19 protein-coding genes are annotated in these 19,672 nt (G+C 74.1%); 2 read left to right on the top strand and 17 right to left on the bottom strand.

Annotated elements, in window-relative coordinates; all coding sequences use genetic code 11:
• Window positions 1-29: 29 nt before the first annotated feature.
• The 15 genes from O2V61_RS06250 to ndk all read right to left on the bottom strand — a co-directional run bounded on the left by O2V61_RS06250 (window position 30) and on the right by ndk (window position 17,046).
• Window positions 30-800 carry a histidine phosphatase family protein gene (locus O2V61_RS06250; RefSeq protein WP_269182444.1) on the bottom strand — a complete coding sequence of 257 codons (771 nt, stop codon included), beginning with the start codon at window positions 798-800 and terminating at the stop codon, window positions 30-32.
• A complete protein-coding gene (gene rsfS, locus O2V61_RS06245) occupies window positions 797-1,249 on the bottom strand; it encodes a ribosome silencing factor (protein WP_269182443.1) in 453 nt (150 codons plus the stop codon). The genes O2V61_RS06250 and rsfS overlap by 4 nt, the downstream gene beginning before the upstream one ends.
• Window positions 1,246-2,046 (bottom strand): nicotinate-nucleotide adenylyltransferase, encoded by an 801-nt coding sequence (gene nadD / locus O2V61_RS06240; RefSeq protein ID WP_269182442.1) that lies wholly within the window; start codon window positions 2,044-2,046, stop codon window positions 1,246-1,248. The genes rsfS and nadD overlap by 4 nt, the downstream gene beginning before the upstream one ends.
• Before the next feature lie 313 nt (window positions 2,047-2,359).
• Entirely contained in the window at window positions 2,360-3,796 is a 1,437-nt protein-coding gene (locus O2V61_RS06235) for a vWA domain-containing protein (protein ID WP_269182441.1), read from the bottom strand.
• Window positions 3,796-4,680, bottom strand: coding sequence for an AAA family ATPase (locus O2V61_RS06230; RefSeq protein ID WP_269182440.1), 885 nt, complete (start codon window positions 4,678-4,680; stop codon window positions 3,796-3,798). The genes O2V61_RS06235 and O2V61_RS06230 overlap by 1 nt, the downstream gene beginning before the upstream one ends.
• Window positions 4,681-4,730: 50 nt before the next feature.
• The gene (locus tag O2V61_RS06225; protein ID WP_269182439.1) at window positions 4,731-5,981 is read right to left on the bottom strand and encodes a glutamate-5-semialdehyde dehydrogenase; all 1,251 of its coding nucleotides are present in this window, start codon (window positions 5,979-5,981) and stop codon (window positions 4,731-4,733) included.
• Between the two features lie 104 nt (window positions 5,982-6,085).
• Entirely contained in the window at window positions 6,086-6,565 is a 480-nt protein-coding gene (gene def / locus O2V61_RS06220; protein WP_269182438.1) for a peptide deformylase, read from the bottom strand.
• 12 nt (window positions 6,566-6,577) lie between these two features.
• Window positions 6,578-7,699 (bottom strand): glutamate 5-kinase, encoded by a 1,122-nt coding sequence (gene proB / locus O2V61_RS06215; RefSeq protein WP_269182437.1) that lies wholly within the window; start codon window positions 7,697-7,699, stop codon window positions 6,578-6,580.
• Window positions 7,696-9,183: a GTPase ObgE gene (gene obgE, locus O2V61_RS06210; RefSeq protein WP_269182436.1), complete on the bottom strand. Its 1,488-nt coding sequence runs from the start codon at window positions 9,181-9,183 to the stop codon at window positions 7,696-7,698. The genes proB and obgE overlap by 4 nt, the downstream gene beginning before the upstream one ends.
• A gap of 108 nt (window positions 9,184-9,291) precedes the next feature.
• A complete protein-coding gene (gene rpmA, locus O2V61_RS06205) occupies window positions 9,292-9,579 on the bottom strand; it encodes a 50S ribosomal protein L27 (RefSeq protein ID WP_166757520.1) in 288 nt (95 codons plus the stop codon).
• A 4-nt stretch (window positions 9,580-9,583) separates the two neighbouring features.
• Window positions 9,584-9,895 carry a 50S ribosomal protein L21 gene (gene rplU / locus O2V61_RS06200; protein ID WP_269157473.1) on the bottom strand — a complete coding sequence of 104 codons (312 nt, stop codon included), beginning with the start codon at window positions 9,893-9,895 and terminating at the stop codon, window positions 9,584-9,586.
• A 246-nt stretch (window positions 9,896-10,141) separates the two neighbouring features.
• Window positions 10,142-13,567: an Rne/Rng family ribonuclease gene (locus O2V61_RS06195; protein ID WP_269182435.1), complete on the bottom strand. Its 3,426-nt coding sequence runs from the start codon at window positions 13,565-13,567 to the stop codon at window positions 10,142-10,144.
• A gap of 303 nt (window positions 13,568-13,870) precedes the next feature.
• On the bottom strand, window positions 13,871-14,638 hold the full coding sequence (locus O2V61_RS06190) for a TIGR03936 family radical SAM-associated protein (RefSeq protein ID WP_269182434.1): 768 nt from the start codon (window positions 14,636-14,638) through the stop codon (window positions 13,871-13,873).
• Window positions 14,638-16,566 (bottom strand): TIGR03960 family B12-binding radical SAM protein, encoded by a 1,929-nt coding sequence (locus tag O2V61_RS06185; protein ID WP_269182433.1) that lies wholly within the window; start codon window positions 16,564-16,566, stop codon window positions 14,638-14,640. Before O2V61_RS06185 ends, O2V61_RS06190 begins: the two co-directional genes overlap by 1 nt.
• Before the next feature lie 60 nt (window positions 16,567-16,626).
• Complete coding sequence (ndk, locus tag O2V61_RS06180; RefSeq protein WP_269182432.1) at window positions 16,627-17,046, bottom strand: nucleoside-diphosphate kinase; 420 nt, start codon at window positions 17,044-17,046, stop codon at window positions 16,627-16,629.
• Between the two features lie 72 nt (window positions 17,047-17,118).
• Between ndk and O2V61_RS06175 the strand changes: the two genes are divergently transcribed.
• Window positions 17,119-17,340, top strand: coding sequence for a helix-turn-helix domain-containing protein (locus tag O2V61_RS06175; RefSeq protein WP_036336706.1), 222 nt, complete (start codon window positions 17,119-17,121; stop codon window positions 17,338-17,340).
• 1 nt (window position 17,341) lies between these two features.
• Window positions 17,342-17,878, top strand: coding sequence for a Clp protease N-terminal domain-containing protein (locus tag O2V61_RS06170; RefSeq protein WP_269182431.1), 537 nt, complete (start codon window positions 17,342-17,344; stop codon window positions 17,876-17,878).
• A 7-nt stretch (window positions 17,879-17,885) separates the two neighbouring features.
• Here the strand turns inward: O2V61_RS06170 and O2V61_RS06165 are convergent, their stop codons facing one another.
• Entirely contained in the window at window positions 17,886-18,275 is a 390-nt protein-coding gene (locus tag O2V61_RS06165; RefSeq protein WP_269182430.1) for a DUF4233 domain-containing protein, read from the bottom strand.
• Window positions 18,272-19,669, bottom strand: coding sequence for a bifunctional folylpolyglutamate synthase/dihydrofolate synthase (locus O2V61_RS06160; RefSeq protein ID WP_269182429.1), 1,398 nt, complete (start codon window positions 19,667-19,669; stop codon window positions 18,272-18,274). The genes O2V61_RS06165 and O2V61_RS06160 overlap by 4 nt, the downstream gene beginning before the upstream one ends.
• Window positions 19,670-19,672: the final 3 nt, after the last annotated feature.

Here is a 19,672-nt window from a genome sequence, read left to right as displayed (position 1 = left end):
GTGCGGCGCAGCGCTGCGGGGCCGGCCGGTCAGCCCGCGTCGGCGTCGGTCACGGGTGCGCCCTCCTCGGGGCTGGCTCCCGCCCGCGGTGCATCGGGGGCGTCGGTGGCCGAGAGCTCGGGGAAGGCGCCGCGGTCACCGGGCGAGCGCACGCCGCCCTCCGTGCGCTCGGGCGCCAGGGCCGACAGGTTGTGCCGCATCAGCCGCCACCCCGAGGCCTGGAAGGACAGCTCGCTCCAGTGGCAGTTGCCCAGCGGCCCGAAGACCCGCTTGTGCTCCGCCCCCAGCCCCAGCAGCGCCTCGATCAACCGGCCCGCCGTACCGCCGTGGGTCACCAGCACGGCGGTGGCCGCCGGCGGCAGGTCGGCCACCGCGGCGAGCGCCCGGGCGGCGACGTCGGCCTGCGCCTCCCCGCCACGCCCGGGCACCGGCCGGCCGGCCATCCAGTCGGCGTACTGCTCCGGGTGCCGGTCGGCCACCTCGTGGCGGGTCAGGCCCTCCCAGCTGCCCAGTCCGTGCTCGCGCAGCCGTTCGTCGACGCGCAGCGGCACACCCAGCAGCGGGGCCAGCGCCCCTGCCGTGTCGACCGCGCGCTGCAGGTCGCTGGAGACCAGCAGCGCCTCCTGCCCGTCCAGCAGGGTGGCGAGATGGGGTGCGGTGCGCGCGGCCTGGGACCGTCCCTCGGCGTCCAGCGGCGGGTCGAGCTGCCCCTGGAAGCGCCCGGCGGCGTTCCACTCGGTACGGCCGTGCCGCCACACGAGCAGGCGGGACACCGCCGGGGCGTCAGCGCCCGCCGTCACCGGCCGGACTCGCCCGCGGCGTCCTCGGCGCTGCCCCCCTCGTCACCGGCGGCAGCGTCCTCCTCCGCCGGCGTCGGGGCGGCCGGGACCGCACCGTCGGTGAACGGGATCACCGGGCAGTCCTTCCAGAGCCGCTCGAGGGCGTAGTAGGCGCGCTCCTCGGCGTGCTGGACGTGCACGACGACGTCGACGAAGTCGAGCAGCACCCACCGTCCTTCGGCCACGCCCTCGCGGCGGACCGGCTTCAGACCGTGCTCGCGCAGGCGCTCCTCCACCCCGTCGACGATCGACTGGACCTGGCGTTCGTTGGGCGCCGACGTCAGGACGAACGCGTCGGTGATCGCCAGGCGGTCACTGACGTCGACGATCGAGACGTCGGTGGCGAGCTTGTCGGCGGCGGCCTGCGCTGCGATGAGCGCGGTCTCGCGTGCCTCGTCCGAGGCGGTCATCGGGGGATCTCCTGCAGGTCGGGGGACGGGTCGTCCCCGGTGATGGGGGTGTGGCTCAGGTCTGGGTCGCTCAGGTCCGGGTCCTGCACGGGGTACCCGTGCCCGAGGTCCGGCGAGGTGGCCGTGGTCTCGCGGTCGTCCGTGGCCACCCGCCGCTCAGCGGGGAACACACCGGTCCGCGGGCCGTCGGTCAGCTCGTCGGCCCCGGCGCCGGGGTGGTAGAGCCCGCGCTTCTCGATGTACTGCACCACACCGTCGGGGACCAGGTACCAGACGGGCCGCCCGCGGCGCACCCGGTCGCGGCAGTCGGTGGAGCTGATCGCCAGTGCGGGCACCTCGACCAGGCTGACCGCACCGTGCGGCAGGTCGGCGTCGGCCAGCTGGTAGCCGGGCCGGGTGACGCCCACGAAGTGGGCCAGCTGGAAGAGCTTGTCCGTCTCCCGCCAGCCGACGATCTGGGCGAGCGCATCGGCGCCGGTGATGAAGAACAGCTCGGCGTCGGGGTGCAGGCGGTGCAGGTCGGTGAGGGTGTCGATGGTGTACGTCGGTCCGCCCCGGTCGACGTCGACCCGGCTGACCGAGAAGCGCGGGTTGGAGGCGGTCGCGATCACGGTCATCAGGTAGCGGTCCTCCGCAGGACTCACGCCCCGGTCGGACTTCTGCCACGGCTGACCGGTCGGCACGAACACGACCTCGTCGAGCCCGAACAGTCCGGCGACCTCGCTGGCGGCCACCAGGTGCCCGTGGTGGATGGGGTCGAACGTCCCGCCCATCACCCCGAGTCGACGTCCTGCCACCGACCGAGCCTAGCCCGGCCGGGCCGGGGCCGGTCGTCCGACCACCGGTTCCGGGGGCCGGAAGGGGGGCACGACGGCCGGGTGGTCCCTGCGCCGTCGGGCTGGCGACCGGCTCCCCCGTGCCGCCGGTCGCTCGCGAGTCCGCCGAGTGGTGGTCGCACCCACTCCTGCAGCTCGTCGTCCACCCCGCCGTCGTGCCTGAAGCGGACGATGCCGTCTCGTTGCACGTTGTGCGAGGAGGCGGGGGCATGGGAACGATTCCGTCGGCGTGTCGTCATGGTGGTGGCTGCCCCGGCGGGCCAGAACGGTGGCCTCAGAGGGTGGTGACGAAGTCGGCCAGCTGGGCCGCGGTGCGCACCTCCACCATCGGGACGACGTCGGCGTACCGGTCGGCGGCCGAGTCACCGCTCCCCCACAACCGGCGCGGCTCCGGGTTGAGCCAGTGCGCCGACCGCGACCGCCGCACCAGGTCGGCCAGCGTCGGCAGGCCTGGGTGCCGGTAGTTGGTGCGGCCGTCGCCGAGGACGAGCAACGACGTCTTCGGGCCCACGGCCGCGGGCCACCGCTCGGCGAAGACCTCGAAGGCGTTGCCGTAGTCGCTGTGCCCGTCGAAGCTCACCACGTCGGCCTCCCGTCCGATCCGGGCGATCGCGTCGACGACGTCGGCGCCGGGCGTGAAGAACCGGGTCACCTCGTCGGTCGAGTCGACGAAGGCGAACGCCCGCACGCCGCTGAAGTGCTCGCGCAGCGCCTGGGTGAGCATCAGGGTGAAGTGGCTGAAGCCGGCCACCGAGCCGCTGACGTCGCAGAGCACCACCAGCTCGGGCTTGTGCACCGCCCGCGGCCGGTGGTGGGTCACCAGCGGCATCCCGCCGGTGGCCAGGGAGGCGCGCACCGTGCGCCGGAAGTCCAGCCGCCCGGCCCGGCCGAGCCGGCGGCGGGCCGAGAGGCGCACGGCCAGCCGCCGGGCCAGCGGGGCCACGGTGCGGCGCAGCTCCGCCAGGTCGGCCTGCTGGGCGCGGAGGAAGTCGACCTGGTCGGCCATCGGGCGGACGGCGTTGCGGGCGACCTTGTCCCGCCCCTTCTCCGCCGCGGTGCGCCGCCGGACCTCGGCCTCCACGGCCGTCCGGAACGCCGCGATCCGCTCCTTCGCCGTCGACCGGGCCACCTGCTCGGCCAGCCCGCCGGTCTCACCTCCGCCGAGCATCCCGGCCAGCAGCTGCGCCACGAGCGTGTCCGGCGAGAGCGCGCGCAGCACCCGGTAGCTGAAGAACGACTGCCCCGATGCGCTGGGCGCCCCGGCGCCGAGCTGGTCGACGGCGAGCCGGGCGAACCGGCGCAGCGCCTCCTCGTCCCCGTCCAGCAGCAGGCGCAGCAGCTCGGCGCGCAGCGCCTCGGCCAGCGCGCCCGGATCGCCCACCGGCAGCGGCCCGTCGGCCCCCGGCTCGCCGTCCTCGTCGCCGTCCCCAGGGGCATCGTCGTCGGCGACCGGCACCGGCCGGTCGGTGAGCGGCCACCAGAGGTCGAACAGGACGTCGAAGACCTCGCGCTGGGCGGCCCGGCGGAGCAGCACCGCGGCCAGTCCGTGCCGCAGCTGTTCCCGGTCGAGCAGGTCGACGACGGTGAGCACCTGGGCGGCGTCCACGGCCTGGCTGATCCCGACCGGCACGCCCGCCTCCCGGACCGCGCGGACGAAGCCGTCCAGGTGCCCGACCAGCCCACCCGGCTCGACGGCGGCTCCCGGCGGCATCAGTTCAGCCGGAGCTCGGCGGCGGCGCGCACCTGGTCGCTGGCGTGCTTGAGCACCACGCCCAGGGTCGAACGCATCGCCTGCTCGTCCAGGGTGTCCAGGCCCAGCGCCAGCAGCGTCTGCGCCCAGTCCAGGGTCTCGGAGATCGACGGCGACTTCTTCAGCTCCAGGGCGCGCAGTGCCCGCACCGTGCGCACCAGCTGGTCGGCCAGGCCCGGTGCGAGGTCGGGGACCCGGGACAGCACGATCTCCCGTTCCCGCTCGGCGCTCGGGTAGTCCAGGGCCAGGTACAGGCAGCGCCGCTTCAGCGCCTCGGAGAGCTCCCGCGTGGCGTTGGAGGTGAGCACCACGAGCGGCCGCCGGGTGGCGGTGATGGTGCCGAGCTCCGGGATGGTGACCTGGAAGTCGCTGAGCACCTCCAGCAGCAGGCCCTCCACCTCGACGTCGGCCTTGTCGGTCTCGTCGATGAGCAGCACGGTCGGCTCGCTGCGCCGGATCGCGGTCAGCAGCGGCCGGGCGAGCAGGAACTCCTCACCGAAGACGTCGTCGTGCACGGTGTCCCAGTCGGCACCGCCGGTGCCCGCCGCGGAGATCCGCAGCAGCTGCTTCTTGTAGTTCCACTCGTACAGCGCCCGCGCCTCGTCCAGGCCCTCGTAGCACTGCAGCCGGATCAGCTCGGACCCCGTCGCGGCGGCCATCGCCTTGGCCAGCTCGGTCTTGCCCACCCCCGCCGGCCCCTCCACCAGCAGCGGCTTGCCCAGCCGGTCGGCCAGGAAGACCGTCGTGGCGATCTGGGCGTCGGGCAGGTATCCCGCGGCCGTCAGCCGCGTCGTCACGTCCGCCACGTCGGCGAACTGGGCGGCGTGCGTGGGCGTGCGGGACATGCGGCTCCTCGTTGAGCGTTTCAGGCGTTCGGCCGTTCGGGCGGGCCGGGTCAGCGGGTGTGGCCGTTGCCGGTGACGACGTAGGTGGTGGAGGTGAGCTCCGGCAGCCCGAGCGGACCGCGGGCGTGCAGCTTCTGGGTGGAGATGCCGATCTCGGCGCCGAACCCGAACTCGCCGCCGTCGGTGAACCGGGTGGAGGCGTTGACCAGCACCGCGGCGGCGTCGACGCCGGCGGTGAACTCGGCGATCGCCCGGGCGGAGTCGGCGACGATCGCCTCGCTGTGCCCGCTCCCCCACCGGCTGATGTGGTCCAGCGCGCCGGGGAGGTCGTCCACGACCCGCACGGCCATGTCCAGCGACAGGTACTCGGTGGCCCAGTCCTCGTCGGTGGCGGGGACGACGCCTTCGTGCGCCCGGCGGGCGGCCTCGTCGCCGTGCAGGGTGACCCCGGCGTCGGCCAGCGCGGCCAGCAGCCGGGGCAGGAACGCGACGTCCCGGTGCACCAGCAGGGTCTCCGCGGAGTTGCAGACGCTGACCCGCGAGGTCTTGGCGTTCAGCACGATCGCCTCGGCCATCGCCGGGTCGGCGGAGGCGTCGACGTACACGTGGCAGTTGCCGACGCCGGTCTCGATCACCGGCACGGTCGCCTCGCGGACCACCCGGTCGATCAGCGAGGCGCCACCGCGCGGGATGACGACGTCGACCAGCCCGCGGGCGTTGAGCAGCTCACCGACCGAGGCGCGGTCCGCAGGCAGCAGCGCGATCGACCCGGCCGGCAGCCCAGCCTTCTCGGCGGCCTCGGTGAGGACGGCGACCAGCGCGGTGTTGGTGCGGTGCGCCGAGCCGGACCCGCGCAGCAGCGCCGCGTTCCCGCTCTTCAGGCAGAGCCCGGCTGCGTCGACGGTGACGTTGGGCCGGGCCTCGTAGACGATCCCGACCACACCGAGCGGCACCCGCACCTGCCGCAGCTGCAACCCGTTGGCCAGCGTCGACCCGCGGACGACGTCGCCGACCGGGTCGGGCAACGAGACCAGGTGCCGCAGGGCGTCGGCGACCGCGGCCAACCGGGCCGGGTCCAGCCGCAGCCGGTCCAGCACCGAGGCCGGCGTGCCGTCCGCCGCGGCGGCCTCGACGTCGGCGGCGTTGGCGGCGAGCACCTCGTCGGCCCGCTCCAGCAGCGCCTGCGCCATCGCGGTGAGCGCGGCGTCCTTGGTCTCGGTCGGCAGGGTGCGGAGCACGCGGGCGGCCGCACGGGCGCGGACCGCGGCGGCCCCGATCAGCGGGAAGTCGACGTCGGACACGCGTCGAGGTTACGCGGCCGCCGACGGAGGCATAGGAGGCTTTCCACCCGGTTCCGGAGCCCAGACCGGGTGAAGAGCTTCCTTTGCCTGGGGTGGCGGAGCCCTCAGGTGCGGAGGGCGCGGAGCACCTGCTTGCGGGCATCGCCGGTCAGCCGGTCGACGAAGAGCTTGCCGTCGAGGTGGTCGACCTCGTGCTGCAGACAGCGGGCCAGCAGTCCGCTGCCCTCGATGCGGAGCGGCTCACCGTGCACGTCGAACCCCTCGGCCACGCAGTGCATCGCCCGCACGGTGGGGGCGTAGAGCCCCGGGATCGACAGACAGCCCTCGTCGTCGTCCTGGGTCTCCTCGCTGCGCTCGGTGATCACCGGGTTCACCAGGTGCCCGATGACGCCGTCCACGTTGTAGGAGAAGACCCGCAGACCCACCCCGATCTGGGTCGCCGCCACGCCGGCCCGGCCGGGGTGGTCGACGGTCTCCTCCAGGTCGCGGACGAGCGCGGCGAGGTCCTTGTCGAAGGCGCGGATCGGGTCGGCCGGGGTGCGCAGCACCGGGTCGCCGATCTCGCGGATGGGGCGAACGGTCACCGCACCAGTCTCTCAGCCCCGGGTGGCGCGCCCGACGAGGACCATCTCGTCGCGGTGGACGACCTCCCGGCGGTACTCGGGGTCCAGGTCACCGGTCTTGCGGCCCAGCAGCGCCGGCAGCTCGCGCGCGTCGTAGGCGACCAGGCCGCGGGCGATCACCTCGCCGTCCGGGCCGACCAGCTCCACCGGGTCGTCGGCGAGGAACTCCCCGGTCACCCCGGTGATGCCCGCGGCCAGCAGCGACGCGTGCCGCTCGCGGACGGCGCGCACCGCTCCCTCGTCCAGCAGCACCCGGCCGCGCGGCCGGCTGGCGTAACGGAGCCAGAACTGCCGGGCCGAGGGACGACGCCCGGTCGGGGCGAACAGGGTGCCCACCCGCTCACCGGCCAGCGCGTCCGCCGCCTGCGCGGTGGAGGTGACCACCACGGGCACTCCGGCCGCCGAGGCGATGAGGGCGGCCTCCACCTTGGTGGCCATCCCGCCGGTGCCGACGCCGTTGCGGCTGGCCGAGCCGAGCGTGACCGCCGCCAGGTCGGCCGGGCCGCGCACCGTGTCGACCAGCGCGGCCGGGCCGGTGCGCGGATCGCCGTCGTAGACGCCGTCCACGTCGGAGAGCAGCAGCAGGGCATCGGCCATGGCCACGTGGGCGACCAGCGCGGCGAGCCGGTCGTTGTCGCCGAACCGGATCTCCTCGGTGGCGACCGTGTCGTTCTCGTTGACGATCGGCAGCACACCGAGGGCCAGCAGCCGCTCGATCGTCTGCTGGGCGTTGCGGTAGTGGCTGCGCCGGGTCAGGTCGTCGGCGGTGAGCAGCACCTGGCCGACGGTCACGTCATGGGCGGTGAAGGCGTCGGCGTAGGTCTGCACCAGCCGCAGCTGCCCGACGCTGGCGGCCGCCTGCGCGGTGGCCAGGTCACGGGGGCGGCCGGCCAGCCCCAGCGGCGCCAGCCCGGCGGCGATCGCGCCCGAGGAGACGAGCACGACCTGCCGCCCGGCGGCGCGGAGCGCGCCGAGGACGTCGACCAGCGCCCGCAGCCGGGTCTCGTCCAGCCCGCCGGGCAGGGTGGTCAGCGACGAGGACCCGACCTTGACCACCACCCGCTGCGCGGCGGCGATCTCCGCGCGGGCGGTCACCGGTCGGCGTCGTCGAGGAGGTCGGCGTCGACCCAGCCGTCCCCCTCGGCCACCTCGTACGGCAGCCGCCGTGCCTTCTTGGCGAGCAGTCGCTCGTCGGCCGAGGGGCGCGAGTTGTCCTCGAGCCGGGTGTCGGTGCCCCGACCACCCAGGCCCGCGGTCTCCTCGATGGTGAGCGTGCCGGCCGGCAGGGTGGGCTCCCAGTCGAAGGTGACGTCGCCGACGGTGATCGCATCACCGGGGACGGCGCCGGCCTTCGCCAACTCGTCCTCCACACCCAGCCGGTTGAGCCGGTCGGCGAGGTAGCCCACAGCCTCGTCGTTGTTGAAGTCGGTCTGCCGGACCCAGCGCTCCGGGCGCACCCCGAGCACGACCCACCCGTCGGTGCGGGGGTCGGGCTCGACGGTGAAGCCGCCGTCGTCGACCGCGCGCGGGGTGATCGTGATCGGTGCCGGCGGGAGGTCGGGCAGCGAGGCCCGGTGCTCCTCGACGGCGGCCGCCAGCGCGTAGCCCAGCTCGGTCACGCCTTCCCCGGTGGCCGCGCTGATCGGGAAGACCTTCAGCCCCCGCGCCTCCAGCGAGCTGCGCACCAGGTCGACCAGTTCGCGGCCGTCCGGGACGTCGATCTTGTTGAGCACGGCGATCCGGAGCCGGCCGACCAGGTCGAGCTCCTCGCCGCCGTACTCGCGCAGCTCGTGCTCGAGGGCCTCGATGTCGGTCTCCGGGTCGCGGCCGGGCTCCATCGTCGCCATGTCGACCACGTGCACCAGCACGGCGCAGCGCTCGACGTGCCGCAGGAACTCCAGGCCCAGCCCCTTGCCCACGGACGCGCCGGGGATCAGGCCGGGGACGTCGGCCATCGTGTAGGTCGTGTCACCGGAGCGGATCACGCCCAGCTGCGGGACCAGCGTGGTGAAGGGGTAGTCGGCGATCTTCGGCCGGGCCGCGGACATCGAGGCCACCAGCGAGGACTTGCCGGCCGAGGGGTACCCGACCAGCCCGACGTCGGCGATGCTCTTCAGCTCGAGGACGGCGTCCACGGCGTCACCGGGCTCGCCGAGCAGCGCGAAACCGGGTGCCTTGCGGCGCGCGTTGGCGAGTGCGGCGTTGCCCAGCCCGCCCTTGCCGCCGCGGGCGAGCACGAGGCGGGCGCCCGCGCCGACCAGGTCGGCGACGACCTGACCGCCGACGGTCACGACCGTGCCGGAGGGGACGCCGAGGACGAGGTCGGCCCCGCGTCCGCCGTTGCGGTAGTCGCCGGCTGCCTGCTTGCCGTTGCCGGCCTTCTGGTGCGGGCGGTGGTGGAAGTCCAGCAGGGTGTGCACGCTGGAGTCGACCTGGAGGACGACGTCGCCGCCGTCACCCCCGTCGCCCCCGTCGGGACCGCCCAGCGGCTTGAACTTCTCGCGGTGCACGGAGCTGACCCCGTTGGCACCCTTGCCTGCCGAGACGTGGACCGTCACGCGGTCGACGAAAGCGGCCATGATCGCCGCCTCTCTGCGCTACGGCCGAACTGTCCGGAAAGGGAAACGGGTGGCGGCGCCGGACTCCGGCGCCGCCACCCAGTCAGAGCTGGTGGAACTGGGTGGTGCTCAGACCGAGACGGTCTCGCGGGCAGCCACCGGGGCGCCGACGGCGGTGATGGCGACCTCGCGGCGGCCGCGGCGGAAGCCGAAGGTCACCGCGCCGGGGACGAGGGCGAACAGGGTGTCGTCCTTGCCGCGGCCGACGCCGAGACCCGGGTGGAAGTGGGTGCCGCGCTGGCGGACGATGATCTCGCCGGCCTTGACGACCTGACCACCGAAGCGCTTGACGCCCAGGCGCTGGGCGTTGGAGTCGCGACCGTTACGGGACGACGATGCGCCCTTCTTGTGTGCCATGTCGTCAGCCCTTCGTGATGTCGCGGACCACGACGCTGGTCAGGGGCTGACGGTGCCCCTGGCGCTTGTGGTAGCCCGTCTTGTTCTTGAACTTGTGGATGTGGATCTTCGGGCCCTTGCCGTGCTCGACGATCTCGCCGGTCACGGTGACACCGGCGAGCGTCTGAGCGTCGGAGGTGACGGTGTCGCCGTCGACCAGCAGGATGGCCGGAAGGGTGACGGTGTCACCGGCCTCCCCGCTCAGGCGGTTGATGGTGAACGTGTCACCGACACCCACCTTGTGCTGCGCTCCACCGGCCTTGACGACTGCGTACACCACTGACTCCTCGATCGATTCCATGTGTCCAGCACTGTTGTCCTGCGCGCACGACCGCCACGAGGGCCGAGTGCTGGACGTGCTGCTCGCGCCTCCCAGGCGGCACCGGAGTGCACGGCCCGTGGTGGAGCAACCCGTCCAGCGTACCCGAGGCGTCGTGCCCGGGTCGAACCGCGTGCGGTCGACCCGGTCGGCCCCGTGCCCCCACCGCGAGCTCGCCCGCGGTGGGGGCACCGGGCCCCTCGATCAGGCCGGCGGGCCTGCGGGCCGCGAGGCGGCCCTGCGGCGCCGCGGCCGGGCCGCCGGGACCTCCGGGGCGGCCGCGGGCTCGGCGACCGGCTGGGGTGCCACGACGACGGTCGGCTCCGACCGGTCCTCGGCGGGGGCCGCGGCCTCCGGCTCGGCCGGTGGGGCCACCACCGCCGCCAGGACGCTGTCCGGCGTCGGCTCCTCGGCAGCGGGCGCCCCGGTGCCAGGAGTCCCGGTGCCGGGAGCGTCCTCGGCCGCCCGGGCCTCGGGAGACTGCCCGCGTCCACGGCGACCCCGGCTGCGGCGACCCAGACCCTCGTCGACCGGCTCGATCTCCGGCTCGGCATCCGGCTCCGCCACGGCCGGCTCGTCGAAGGACGCCCCGCCCTGCAGCGCCATGGCGTCCGCGACGTCCCAGCCGGCGGCCGGGTCCTCGCGACGTGACGTCGCAGTGCCCCCCTCCACGGTCTCCGGCGTCTCGGTCACCGCTGCGCCCTGCTCCTCCTGGGGAGCGGCGTCCGGCGCACCGGTGTCCGCGGGACCACGGTCCTTGGTGCCGCCGTCGCGGGCGCCACGGTCCCGGCCGCCGCGGCTGCGTCGGCCGCGACCGCCGCCGGTCTCGGTCCCGTCGGTCTCCGGGGCCTCGGCCGCCGGCGTCGGGGTGGCCTCCTGCTCGGTCGCGGGCGCCGTCTCCTCGACCTCGGGGGTCACGACGTCGGCGTCCTTGGCCCGGTCGTTCCGGCCCTTGTCGCGGCCGGAGCCCGACGCGGTGCCGGAGCCACTGCCCGAGGCGCCCGAGCCGTTGCCCGAGTCACCCCGGTTGCGCCCGCCGCCACCGTTGCCGGCGCCACCGTTGCCTGCGCCGTTGCCCGCGCCACCGTTCCCGCTGGACCGCTTCTTGTCGTCCACCGGGTCGACGTGCACCAGGACACCCCGGCCGCGGCAGTGCTCGCACGGCTCGGAGAAGACCTCCAGCAGGCCCTGGCCCACGCGCTTGCGGGTCATCTGCACCAGGCCCAGCGAGGTGACCTCGGCGACCTGGTGCTTGGTGCGGTCGCGGCCGAGGCACTCGGTGAGCCGCCGCAGCACGAGGTCGCGGTTGCTCTCCAGGACCATGTCGATGAAGTCGATGACGATGATCCCGCCGATGTCGCGCAGCCGGAGCTGGCGGACGATCTCCTCGGCGGCCTCGATGTTGTTGCGGGTGACGGTCTGCTCGAGGTTGCCGCCGGACCCGACGAACTTGCCGGTGTTCACGTCGACGACCGTCATGGCCTCGGTGCGGTCGATGACCAGCGAGCCACCCGAGGGCAGCCACACCTTGCGGTCGAGGGCCTTCATCAGCTGCTCGTCGATCCGCAGGTCGCGGAAGACGTCGCCGGTGCCGGTGTAGCGCTGCAGTCGCTCGGACAGCTCCGGGGAGACGTGCGCGACGTAGGCCTCGACGGTGTCCCAGGCGTCGTCGCCCTGGACGACCAGCCGCTTGAAGTCCTCGTTGAAGACGTCGCGGATCACGCGGATGGCCAGGTCCGGCTCGCCGTAGAGCAGCGTCGGCGCGTTGCTGGTCGAGGACGCCTTGGTCTGGATGACCTCCCACTGCGCCTGCAGCCGGGCCACGTCGCGGGTGAGCTCCTCCTCGGAAGCGCCCTCCGCGGCCGTGCGGATGATGACGCCGGCGTCCTCGGGGACGATCTTCTTCAGGATGTCCTTGAGCCGCTGGCGCTCCTTGTCCGGCAGCTTGCGGCTGATGCCGGTCATCGAGCCACCGGGCACGTAGACCAGGAAGCGGCCGGGCAGGTTGACCTGCTGGGTCAGCCGGGCGCCCTTGTGGCCGATCGGGTCCTTGGTGACCTGGACCAGGACCTTGTCGCCGGACTTGAGCGCGGTCTCGATCGACCGGGACTTGCCGGACAGACCGGCGGCGTCCCAGTTGACCTCGCCGGCGTACAGGACGGCGTTGCGGCCCTTGCCGACGTCGACGAAGGCGGCCTCCATGCTGGGCAGCACGTTCTGCACACGGCCCAGGTAGACGTTGCCCGCGAACGAGGTCGCCTGCGCCTGGGTGACGTAGTGCTCGACGAGGACGTCGTCCTCCAGGACGGCGATCTGGGTGCGCTCGCCCTGCTGCCGGATGACCATCGCCCGGTCCACGGCCTCGCGCCGCGCCAGGAACTCCGACTCGCTCAGGATCGGCGCGCGGCGACGGCCACCGTCGCGGCCCTCACGACGGCGCTGGCGCTTGGCCTCGAGCCGGGTGGAGCCCGCCACGCCCCGGACGTCGTCGTCGCTGGAGGTGCGGCCGTTGCGGCCCGCGCGCTCCGGCCGGTCGTCGGCGTCTTCGGCGGTCTCGTCGCTGCCGCTCTCGCCGCTGCTGCCGCGGCGACGGCGACGGCGACGACGTCGGGTGCTGGACCCCGAACCGCCCTCGGCAGCGTCGTCGTCCTCGTTGTCGTCGTCCTGGCCGTCGCGCTCGCTGCCGTCGCGCTCGCTGCTGTCGTCGGATGCGTCGGCGACGGCCGGGGTCTCGACGTCGGTGTCCTCGTCGTCGCGGTCGCCGTCGGTGGCGTCCTCACCGGTGCGTCCGCGGCCGCGGCCCCGACGGCCCCGGCGCCGGCGACGGCTGCCCGAGGAACCGCCGTCCTCGCCGTCGCGGTCGTCGGAGTCCTCGGCGTCCGGCTCCTCGGTCTCGGTGTCCTCGGTCTCGGTGTCCTCGGTCTCGGTGTCCTCGGTCTCGGTGTCCTCGGTCTCGATCGGCTCGCTCTCGGCCGCACTGCGGCGACGGCCGCGGGAGCGCCGCGGCGGTGCCTGCTCGGCGTCCCGCTCCTCGGTCTCGGTGCTCCCGGTGTCCTCGGCCTCGATCGGCTCGCTCTCGGCCGCAGTGCGGCGACGGCTGCGGGAACGCCGCGGCGGTGCCTGCTCGGCGTCCCGCTCGTCGGTGGCCGGCCGCTCGTCGGTCCGGCCGGTGTCCACCTCGGTCGACTCGCTCGGCGACTCGGCCTGGGGACGGCGGCTGCGGCGGCGCGGTGCGGCGACCTCGGGCTCGGGGGCCACGAAGCTGACGAAGGCGGGGGCGACGTGGGTGACCTGCGGCGCGGGCGGCTCGACCGAGTCGGGGTCGGCGGTCACGGCCGGCCGCGTCGCCCGGCGGCGGGGCCGGGCGGTGACGGTGGTGGGCTCGGGTGAGCTGAACTGTGCGCCGAACCTCGGGAGCTCGTGCTCCGGCTGGGGCGTCACCGCCTCGGCGATCGGGATCTCCGCCGGCTCCTCGGAGAGGTCCTCGGCGGTCGGCTCGTCGTCCGGCCCGCCGAGCGGGCCTCCGCTCTCGACCGGGTCCGCCGGGCCGCCGAGCAGATCGGCGGGCGGCGTCGATCCCTCCGCGATGCCCAGGTCGGTGCTGTTCTCGTTGTCGTCGTGGTCGGCCACGAAGGGCTCGCCTCCTGTGCGTCCCCGGGCGCCGATCGTCTCCGACTGGCGGCCGCGCAGGAACGTGGGTTGGGCGGATCGGGCGGCCACTGGGAGCGGCGGTTCTGCCCGACCCGCGAAGTCTGGGTCCGCGCCCCGGCCGGTGCGGCTGGGGCCCGGTGGTGCAGCGTGCTGAACACGGGTGGTGCGGTGGTCCGAGAGCTCAGGTGGTGCAGAGATCAGGTGGTGCAGAGATCGGGTGGTGCAGCGCCACGGCTGGCAGACGTGTCGCGGGCGACGCCGGGCGCATCCGGGTCCACCGGGTCAGACCTGAGCCGGCTCCCCCTGGCAGCGGGAACTGGCCACGCGGTCGGGCCCGAGCGGATCGGCGACGTCACCACTGTCGTCGAGCCGGCCCTGCGCCTCACGCACGGCCCGGGCGGGCAACGGCGGGTGCAGGTCGGCGACGGCAGCCAGAGCGGCCATCACGTCATCCGGTCGAACGGTCGGCGTGAGCTGCCGTACGACCAGGAGCAGTATGGCACAACCTGCCTCAACGGAGACTGCAGCCGAGACGACGGCGGCCCGCGCGTCGACGTCCTTGGTGCCGTTCTTGGTCCGTTTCGCGACCAGCACCACCTCATGGGCGAGGAACGTCTGCACGGCGGCGGAGAGCTCGTCGGCGTCCACCCCGGGCAGGTCGATCCGCCACCGGGTGGCGTCGAGCCGGTCGGCCAGGGAGCCGTTGCCCTCGACGGCCTCGACGCACTCCAGGACGTCGATGCCCGGCGGCAGCGAGGCGTCCAGTGCGGCCCGCACCTGCTCCGGGTCGCGCCGCGCGGACAGCCCGATCTCGAAGTACTCCGCCTCCGAGGCCGTGCCGGTCGGCGCCGCCCCCATGTAGGAGATCTTCGGGTGCGGGCTGAACCCGGCGGAGAACGCCATCGGCACCTGGGCACGACGGAGCGCACGCTCGAGGGCGCGGGCCAGGTCGCGGTGCGAGGCGAACCGCAGCGGGCCGCGCTTGGTGTAGCGCAACCGCAGCTTCTGCACGGTCGGCGGCGGCGGCGGGCCGTCCGGGGTGCGGGCCACTACCGGTTGACGGGGGTCAGGGGCAGCAGGCTGCGCCCGGTGGGCCCGATCTGGATGTCAGTGCCCATGGTCGGGCAGACACCGCAGTCGTAGCAGCCGGTCCAGCGGCAGTCGCCGACCTCGTCCTCGCTGATCGCGTCCTGCCAGTCGTCCCAGAGCCACTCCTTGTCCAGCCCGGAGTCCAGGTGGTCCCAGGGCAGCACCTCGTGCTCGGTGCGCTCCCGGGTGGTGTACCAGGCCAGGTCGAGCCCGAACGCAGCGAGCTCCTCGGCCGCAGCCGTCTGCCACCGGTCGTAGGAGAAGTGCTCGCTCCAGCCGTCGAAGTGCCCGCCGTCGCGCCAGACCCGCTCGATGACCCGACCGACCCGGCGGTCACCGCGGGACAGCAGCCCCTCGATCACGCCGGGCTTGCCGTCGTGGTAGCGGAGACCGATGGAGCGGCCGATCCGGCGGTCGGCGTTGATCGCCTCGCGCAGGATCCGCAGCCGGTGGTCGATCGTCTCGGCACTGGCCTGCGCCGCCCACTGGAAGGGCGTGTGCGGCTTGGGCACGAAGCCACCGATGGAGACGGTGCAGCGGATGTCCTTGGTGCCACTGGCCTCGCGGCCGGCGCGGATCACCTCGACCGCCAGCTCGGCGATCTCCAGCACGTCCTCGTCGGTCTCGGTGGGCAGACCGCACATGAAGTAGAGCTTCACCTGGCGCCAGCCGTTGGCGTACGCCGTGGTGACCGTGCGGACCAGGTCCTCCTTCGACACGGTCTTGTTGATCACCCGGCGGATCCGCTCGCTGCCGCCCTCGGGCGCGAAGGTCAGCCCGGAGCGGCGGCCGTTGCGGGAGAGCTCGTTGGCCAGGGTGACGTTGAAGGCGTCGACCCGGGTGGAGGGCAGCGACAGGCCGGTGTTGGTGCCCTCGTACCGGTCGGCGAGCTCCTTGGCCAGCTGGCCGATCTCGGAGTGGTCGGCGCTGCTCAGCGAGAGCAGGCCCACCTCCTCGTAGCCGGTGGCCTTGAGCCCGGCGTCGACCATCGAGCCGATGCCGGTGATCGTCCGCTCGCGGACCGGGCGGGTGATCATCCCGGCCTGGCAGAAGCGGCAGCCACGGGTGCAGCCGCGGAAGATCTCCACGCTCATCCGCTCGTGCACGCTCTCGGCCAGCGGGACCAGCGGCTGCTTGGGGTAGGGCCACTCGTCGAGGTCCATCACCGTGCGCTTGCCGACGCGGGCCGGGACGTCGTCCCGGGTACGGCGCACCTCGGCGATCGTGCCGTCGGCGGCGTAGCTGACCGCGTAGAAGCGGGGCACGTAGACCCCGTCGACCCGGGAGAGCCGGGCCAGCAGCTCGACCCGCCCACCGGGGCGGCCCTGCTCCTTCCAGGCGGCGACGACGTCGGTGATGTCCCCGACGACCTGCTCACCGTCCCCGAGCACCGCGCAGTCGACGAAGTCGCTGACCGGCTCGGGGTTGAAGGCGGCGTGCCCGCCGGCGACGACCACCGGGTGGCTCTCGTCGCGGTCGACCGCGTGCAGCGGGACGCCGGCGAGGTCGAGCGCCTCGAGCAGGTTGGTGTACCCGAGCTCGGTGGCGAAGCTGACGCCCAGCAGGTCGAACTCCCGCACCGGGCGGTGCGCATCGACGGTGAACTGACCGACGCCGTGCTCGCGCATCAACCCGGCGAGGTCGGGCCAGACGGCGTAGGTGCGCTCGGCCAGGGCGTCGGGGCGCTCGTTGAGCACCTCGTACAGGATCATGAGGCCCTGGTTGGGCAGGCCCACCTCGTAGGCGTCGGGGTACATCAGCGCCCAGTGGACGGCGACGTCGTCCCACGGCTTCACCTGGGCGTTGAGCTCGCCGCCGACGTACTGGATCGGCTTCTGCACCTGGGCGAGGAGGGGCTCGAGGCGGGGGTATAGAGACTCGACAGTCATGACCCGCCCAGGGTAGCCGCTCTCGCCAGGGGCCAAAGTCGCGACTTTGGCCCCTGGGTGTCAGAGGGCGGGGAAGAACAGCGCGATCTCGCGCGCGGCGGACTCGGGCGAGTCGGAGCCGTGCACGATGTTGGCCTGCACCTCGAGGGCGAAGTCGCCGCGGATCGTGCCGGGCGCGGCCTTCACCGGGTCGGTCGCGCCGGCCAGCGCGCGGAACGCCTCGATGGCGCGCGGGCCCTCGACCACGAGGGCCAGCAGCGGCCCCCCGGTGATGAACTCGACCAGCGAGCCGAAGAACGGCCGCTCGCGGTGCTCGCCGTAGTGCTCCTCGGCGACGTCGGCGGTCAGGGTGCGCAGCTCGGCGGCGACCAGGCGCAGGCCCTTGGCCTCCAGGCGGGCGATGACCTGGCCGACCAGGCCCCGGGCCACGCCGTCGGGCTTGATCAGGACCAGCGAACGCTCAGCAGTGGGTGCAGACACGCCCGGGAGCGTACGGGACCTCGGCTGTCAATCCAGGTTGACACCTCACGCCCGTCAATCTAGGTTGACGACATGGCCTCCCCCACCGACGTCACCACCGCCGCCGCGGCCGACGACCCGGACACCGGGCTCCGTGCCATCCGTGCGCTCCGCGACCTCGCCGACCGCCTGGAGGTGCTGCAGGTCGGCAACGCCCGGGCGCGCGGCTGGTCCTGGCAGCAGATCGCCGACGCCCTGGGCGTCAGCAAGCAGGCCGTCCACAAGAAGCACGCCACCTCGAGAAGGGACCGCTGACGTGTTCGAGCGCTTCACCGACGAGGCCCGCCGGGCCGTCGTCGTCGCCCAGGAGGAGGCCCGCACGCTGCGGGCGGAGAAGATCGACCCGGTGCACCTGCTGCTGGCCCTGGCCGAGGACCCCGGCCGCGGCGGCGCGGTGCTGCGTGCCGCCGGCGCCGACCACCCGACCCTCCGGTCGGCTCTGGACCGGTCGGGCAGCGCCCTGGACGCCGACGCGCTCGCCACCGTGGGCATCGACCTGGACCAGGTGCGCGCCGCCGCGGAGTCCGCGTTCGGCCCGGGCGCCCTGGACCGCGGCGCTCGCGAGCCGGCCGGGCACATCTCCTTCGCCGACGGCAGCAAGCGCGCCCTCGAGGAGTCGCTGCGGCACGTGCTCCGGTCGAAGGTGCGCCGACGGGCCCGGGCCATCGACACCGGAGCCCTGCTCGCCGGGCTGCTGGCCGTCGGCGACCCGGTCGTGACGCGGGTGCTCCGGCAGGTGGGCACCGACGCCGACCGGCTGCGCGGTCAGCTCGGGGACGCCTCGGCGGCGTGAGCTCCCGTCAGCCGGCGGGCGGCGCCGGAGGTGCGGTCGGCGGCGGCCCGAAGGGCGTGCCCAGCAGCTCCTTGCGGACCTGGAGCAGGTACAGCCAGATCAGCACGAACACGCCCCCGACCACCCACATCGCCCCGCTGATCAGCCCGGTGAGCAGCAGCGGCACCTGCAGTGCCGTGCCGATGACCAGACCCTGCGGACGGCGCTGCACCCCGCTGGCCAGGATCAGCAACACGGCCAGGACGAGCACGACCGTGAGCCGGGTGCTGGTCAGCCCCTCCCCGGTCTGCGCGATGCCGCGCGGCACGAAGAGGACGGCGATCCCCTCCAGCAGCAGGATCGCGGCGGCAGCTCCCCCCAGCGCCTTGCCGGCGCGCACCGGGTCGGGCGCCGTCACGACCGCGTGCCGCCGAGCAGGCTGCGGGCCTCCCCCGCGGTGATCACACTGCCGGTGACCAGCACGCCGGACCCACCGAGTGCGTCGTCGGGACCGGCCTCGGCCAGCTCCATCGCCGACTCCAGCGCGTCGGTGAGCAGCGGGTGCACGCTGACCCGGTCGGCCCCGAACACGTCGACCGCCAGGGCCCCCAGCTCGTCGGCCGGGATCGCCCGCGGGGAGCTGTTCTGGGTGACCACCAGTTCGGCGCACAGCGGCTCCAGCTCGGCCAGCATGCCGCTCACGTCCTTGCCCTGGACGCAGCCGACGACGCCGACCAGCCGGGTGAAGTCGAAGGACTCCCGGACCGCCTCGACGGTGGCCGCCATCCCGGCCGGGTTGTGCGCCGCGTCGACCAGCACCGCCGGAGAGGTGCGCACCCGCTCCAGCCGCCCGGGCGAGCGCACTGCGGCGAAGGACTCCTGGACGACGTCCTGGGCAACCGGGCCGGTGGCCGACCCCGCGCCCAGGAACGCCTCCACCGCGGCCAGCGCCACGGCGGCGTTCTGCGCCTGGTGCGCACCGAACAACGGGAGGAAGACCTCGTCGTACTCACCGCCCAGCCCCTGCAGCCGCACCTGCTGGCCGCCGACGGCGACCCGCCGCTCCAGCACGCCGAACTCGGTGCCCTCGCGGGCGACGGTCGCGTCGACCTCGATCGCCCGCCGCACCAGCGCCTCCAGCGCGCCGGCCGGCTGGTGGGCGAGCACCGCGACCACACCGCCGTCCGGTCGGCCGTCGGGCAGCACGCCGTCCCCGGTGGCCGGCTTGATGATCCCGGCCTTCTCGGTGGCGATCGTGGCGACGTCGGGCCCCAGGTACTCGGCGTGGTCCATCGAGACGGGCGTGACGACGGCGACCCGGGCGTCGGCGACGGTGGTCGCGTCCCAGGTGCCCCCCATGCCGACCTCGACGACTGCGACGTCCACCGGCGCCTCGGCGAAGGCGGCGTAGGCCATCGCGACCATGACCTCGAAGAAGGACATCGGGACGTCGCTGCCCGCGTCGACCATCTGCACGTAGGGGGCGACGTCGTCGTAGACCTCGACGAAGCGCTCGGCCGGCAGCGGCTCGCCGTCGAGCACGATCCGCTCGCGCATCGACTCCAGGTGCGGGCTGGTGAACCGGCCGACGCGCAGGCCGAAGCCGCGCAGCAGCTCGTCGACCATCCGCGCCGTCGTCGTCTTGCCGTTGGTACCGGTCACCTGGACGACGGGCATCGCCCGGTGCGGGGAGCCGAGCAGGTCGACCAGGGCGGAGATGCGGGTCAGCGACGGCTCGAGCCGGTTCTCCGGCCACCGCGCCAGGAGCGCCTGCTCGACCCGGGCCAGGTCACGGGAAAGGGAGGTGCTCATCGC

The organism is Modestobacter sp. VKM Ac-2985 (genome assembly GCF_026967925.1).
Classification (GTDB): Bacteria; Actinomycetota; Actinomycetes; order Mycobacteriales; family Geodermatophilaceae; genus Modestobacter.
This window is presented reverse-complemented; position numbering and strand designations above follow the sequence as displayed.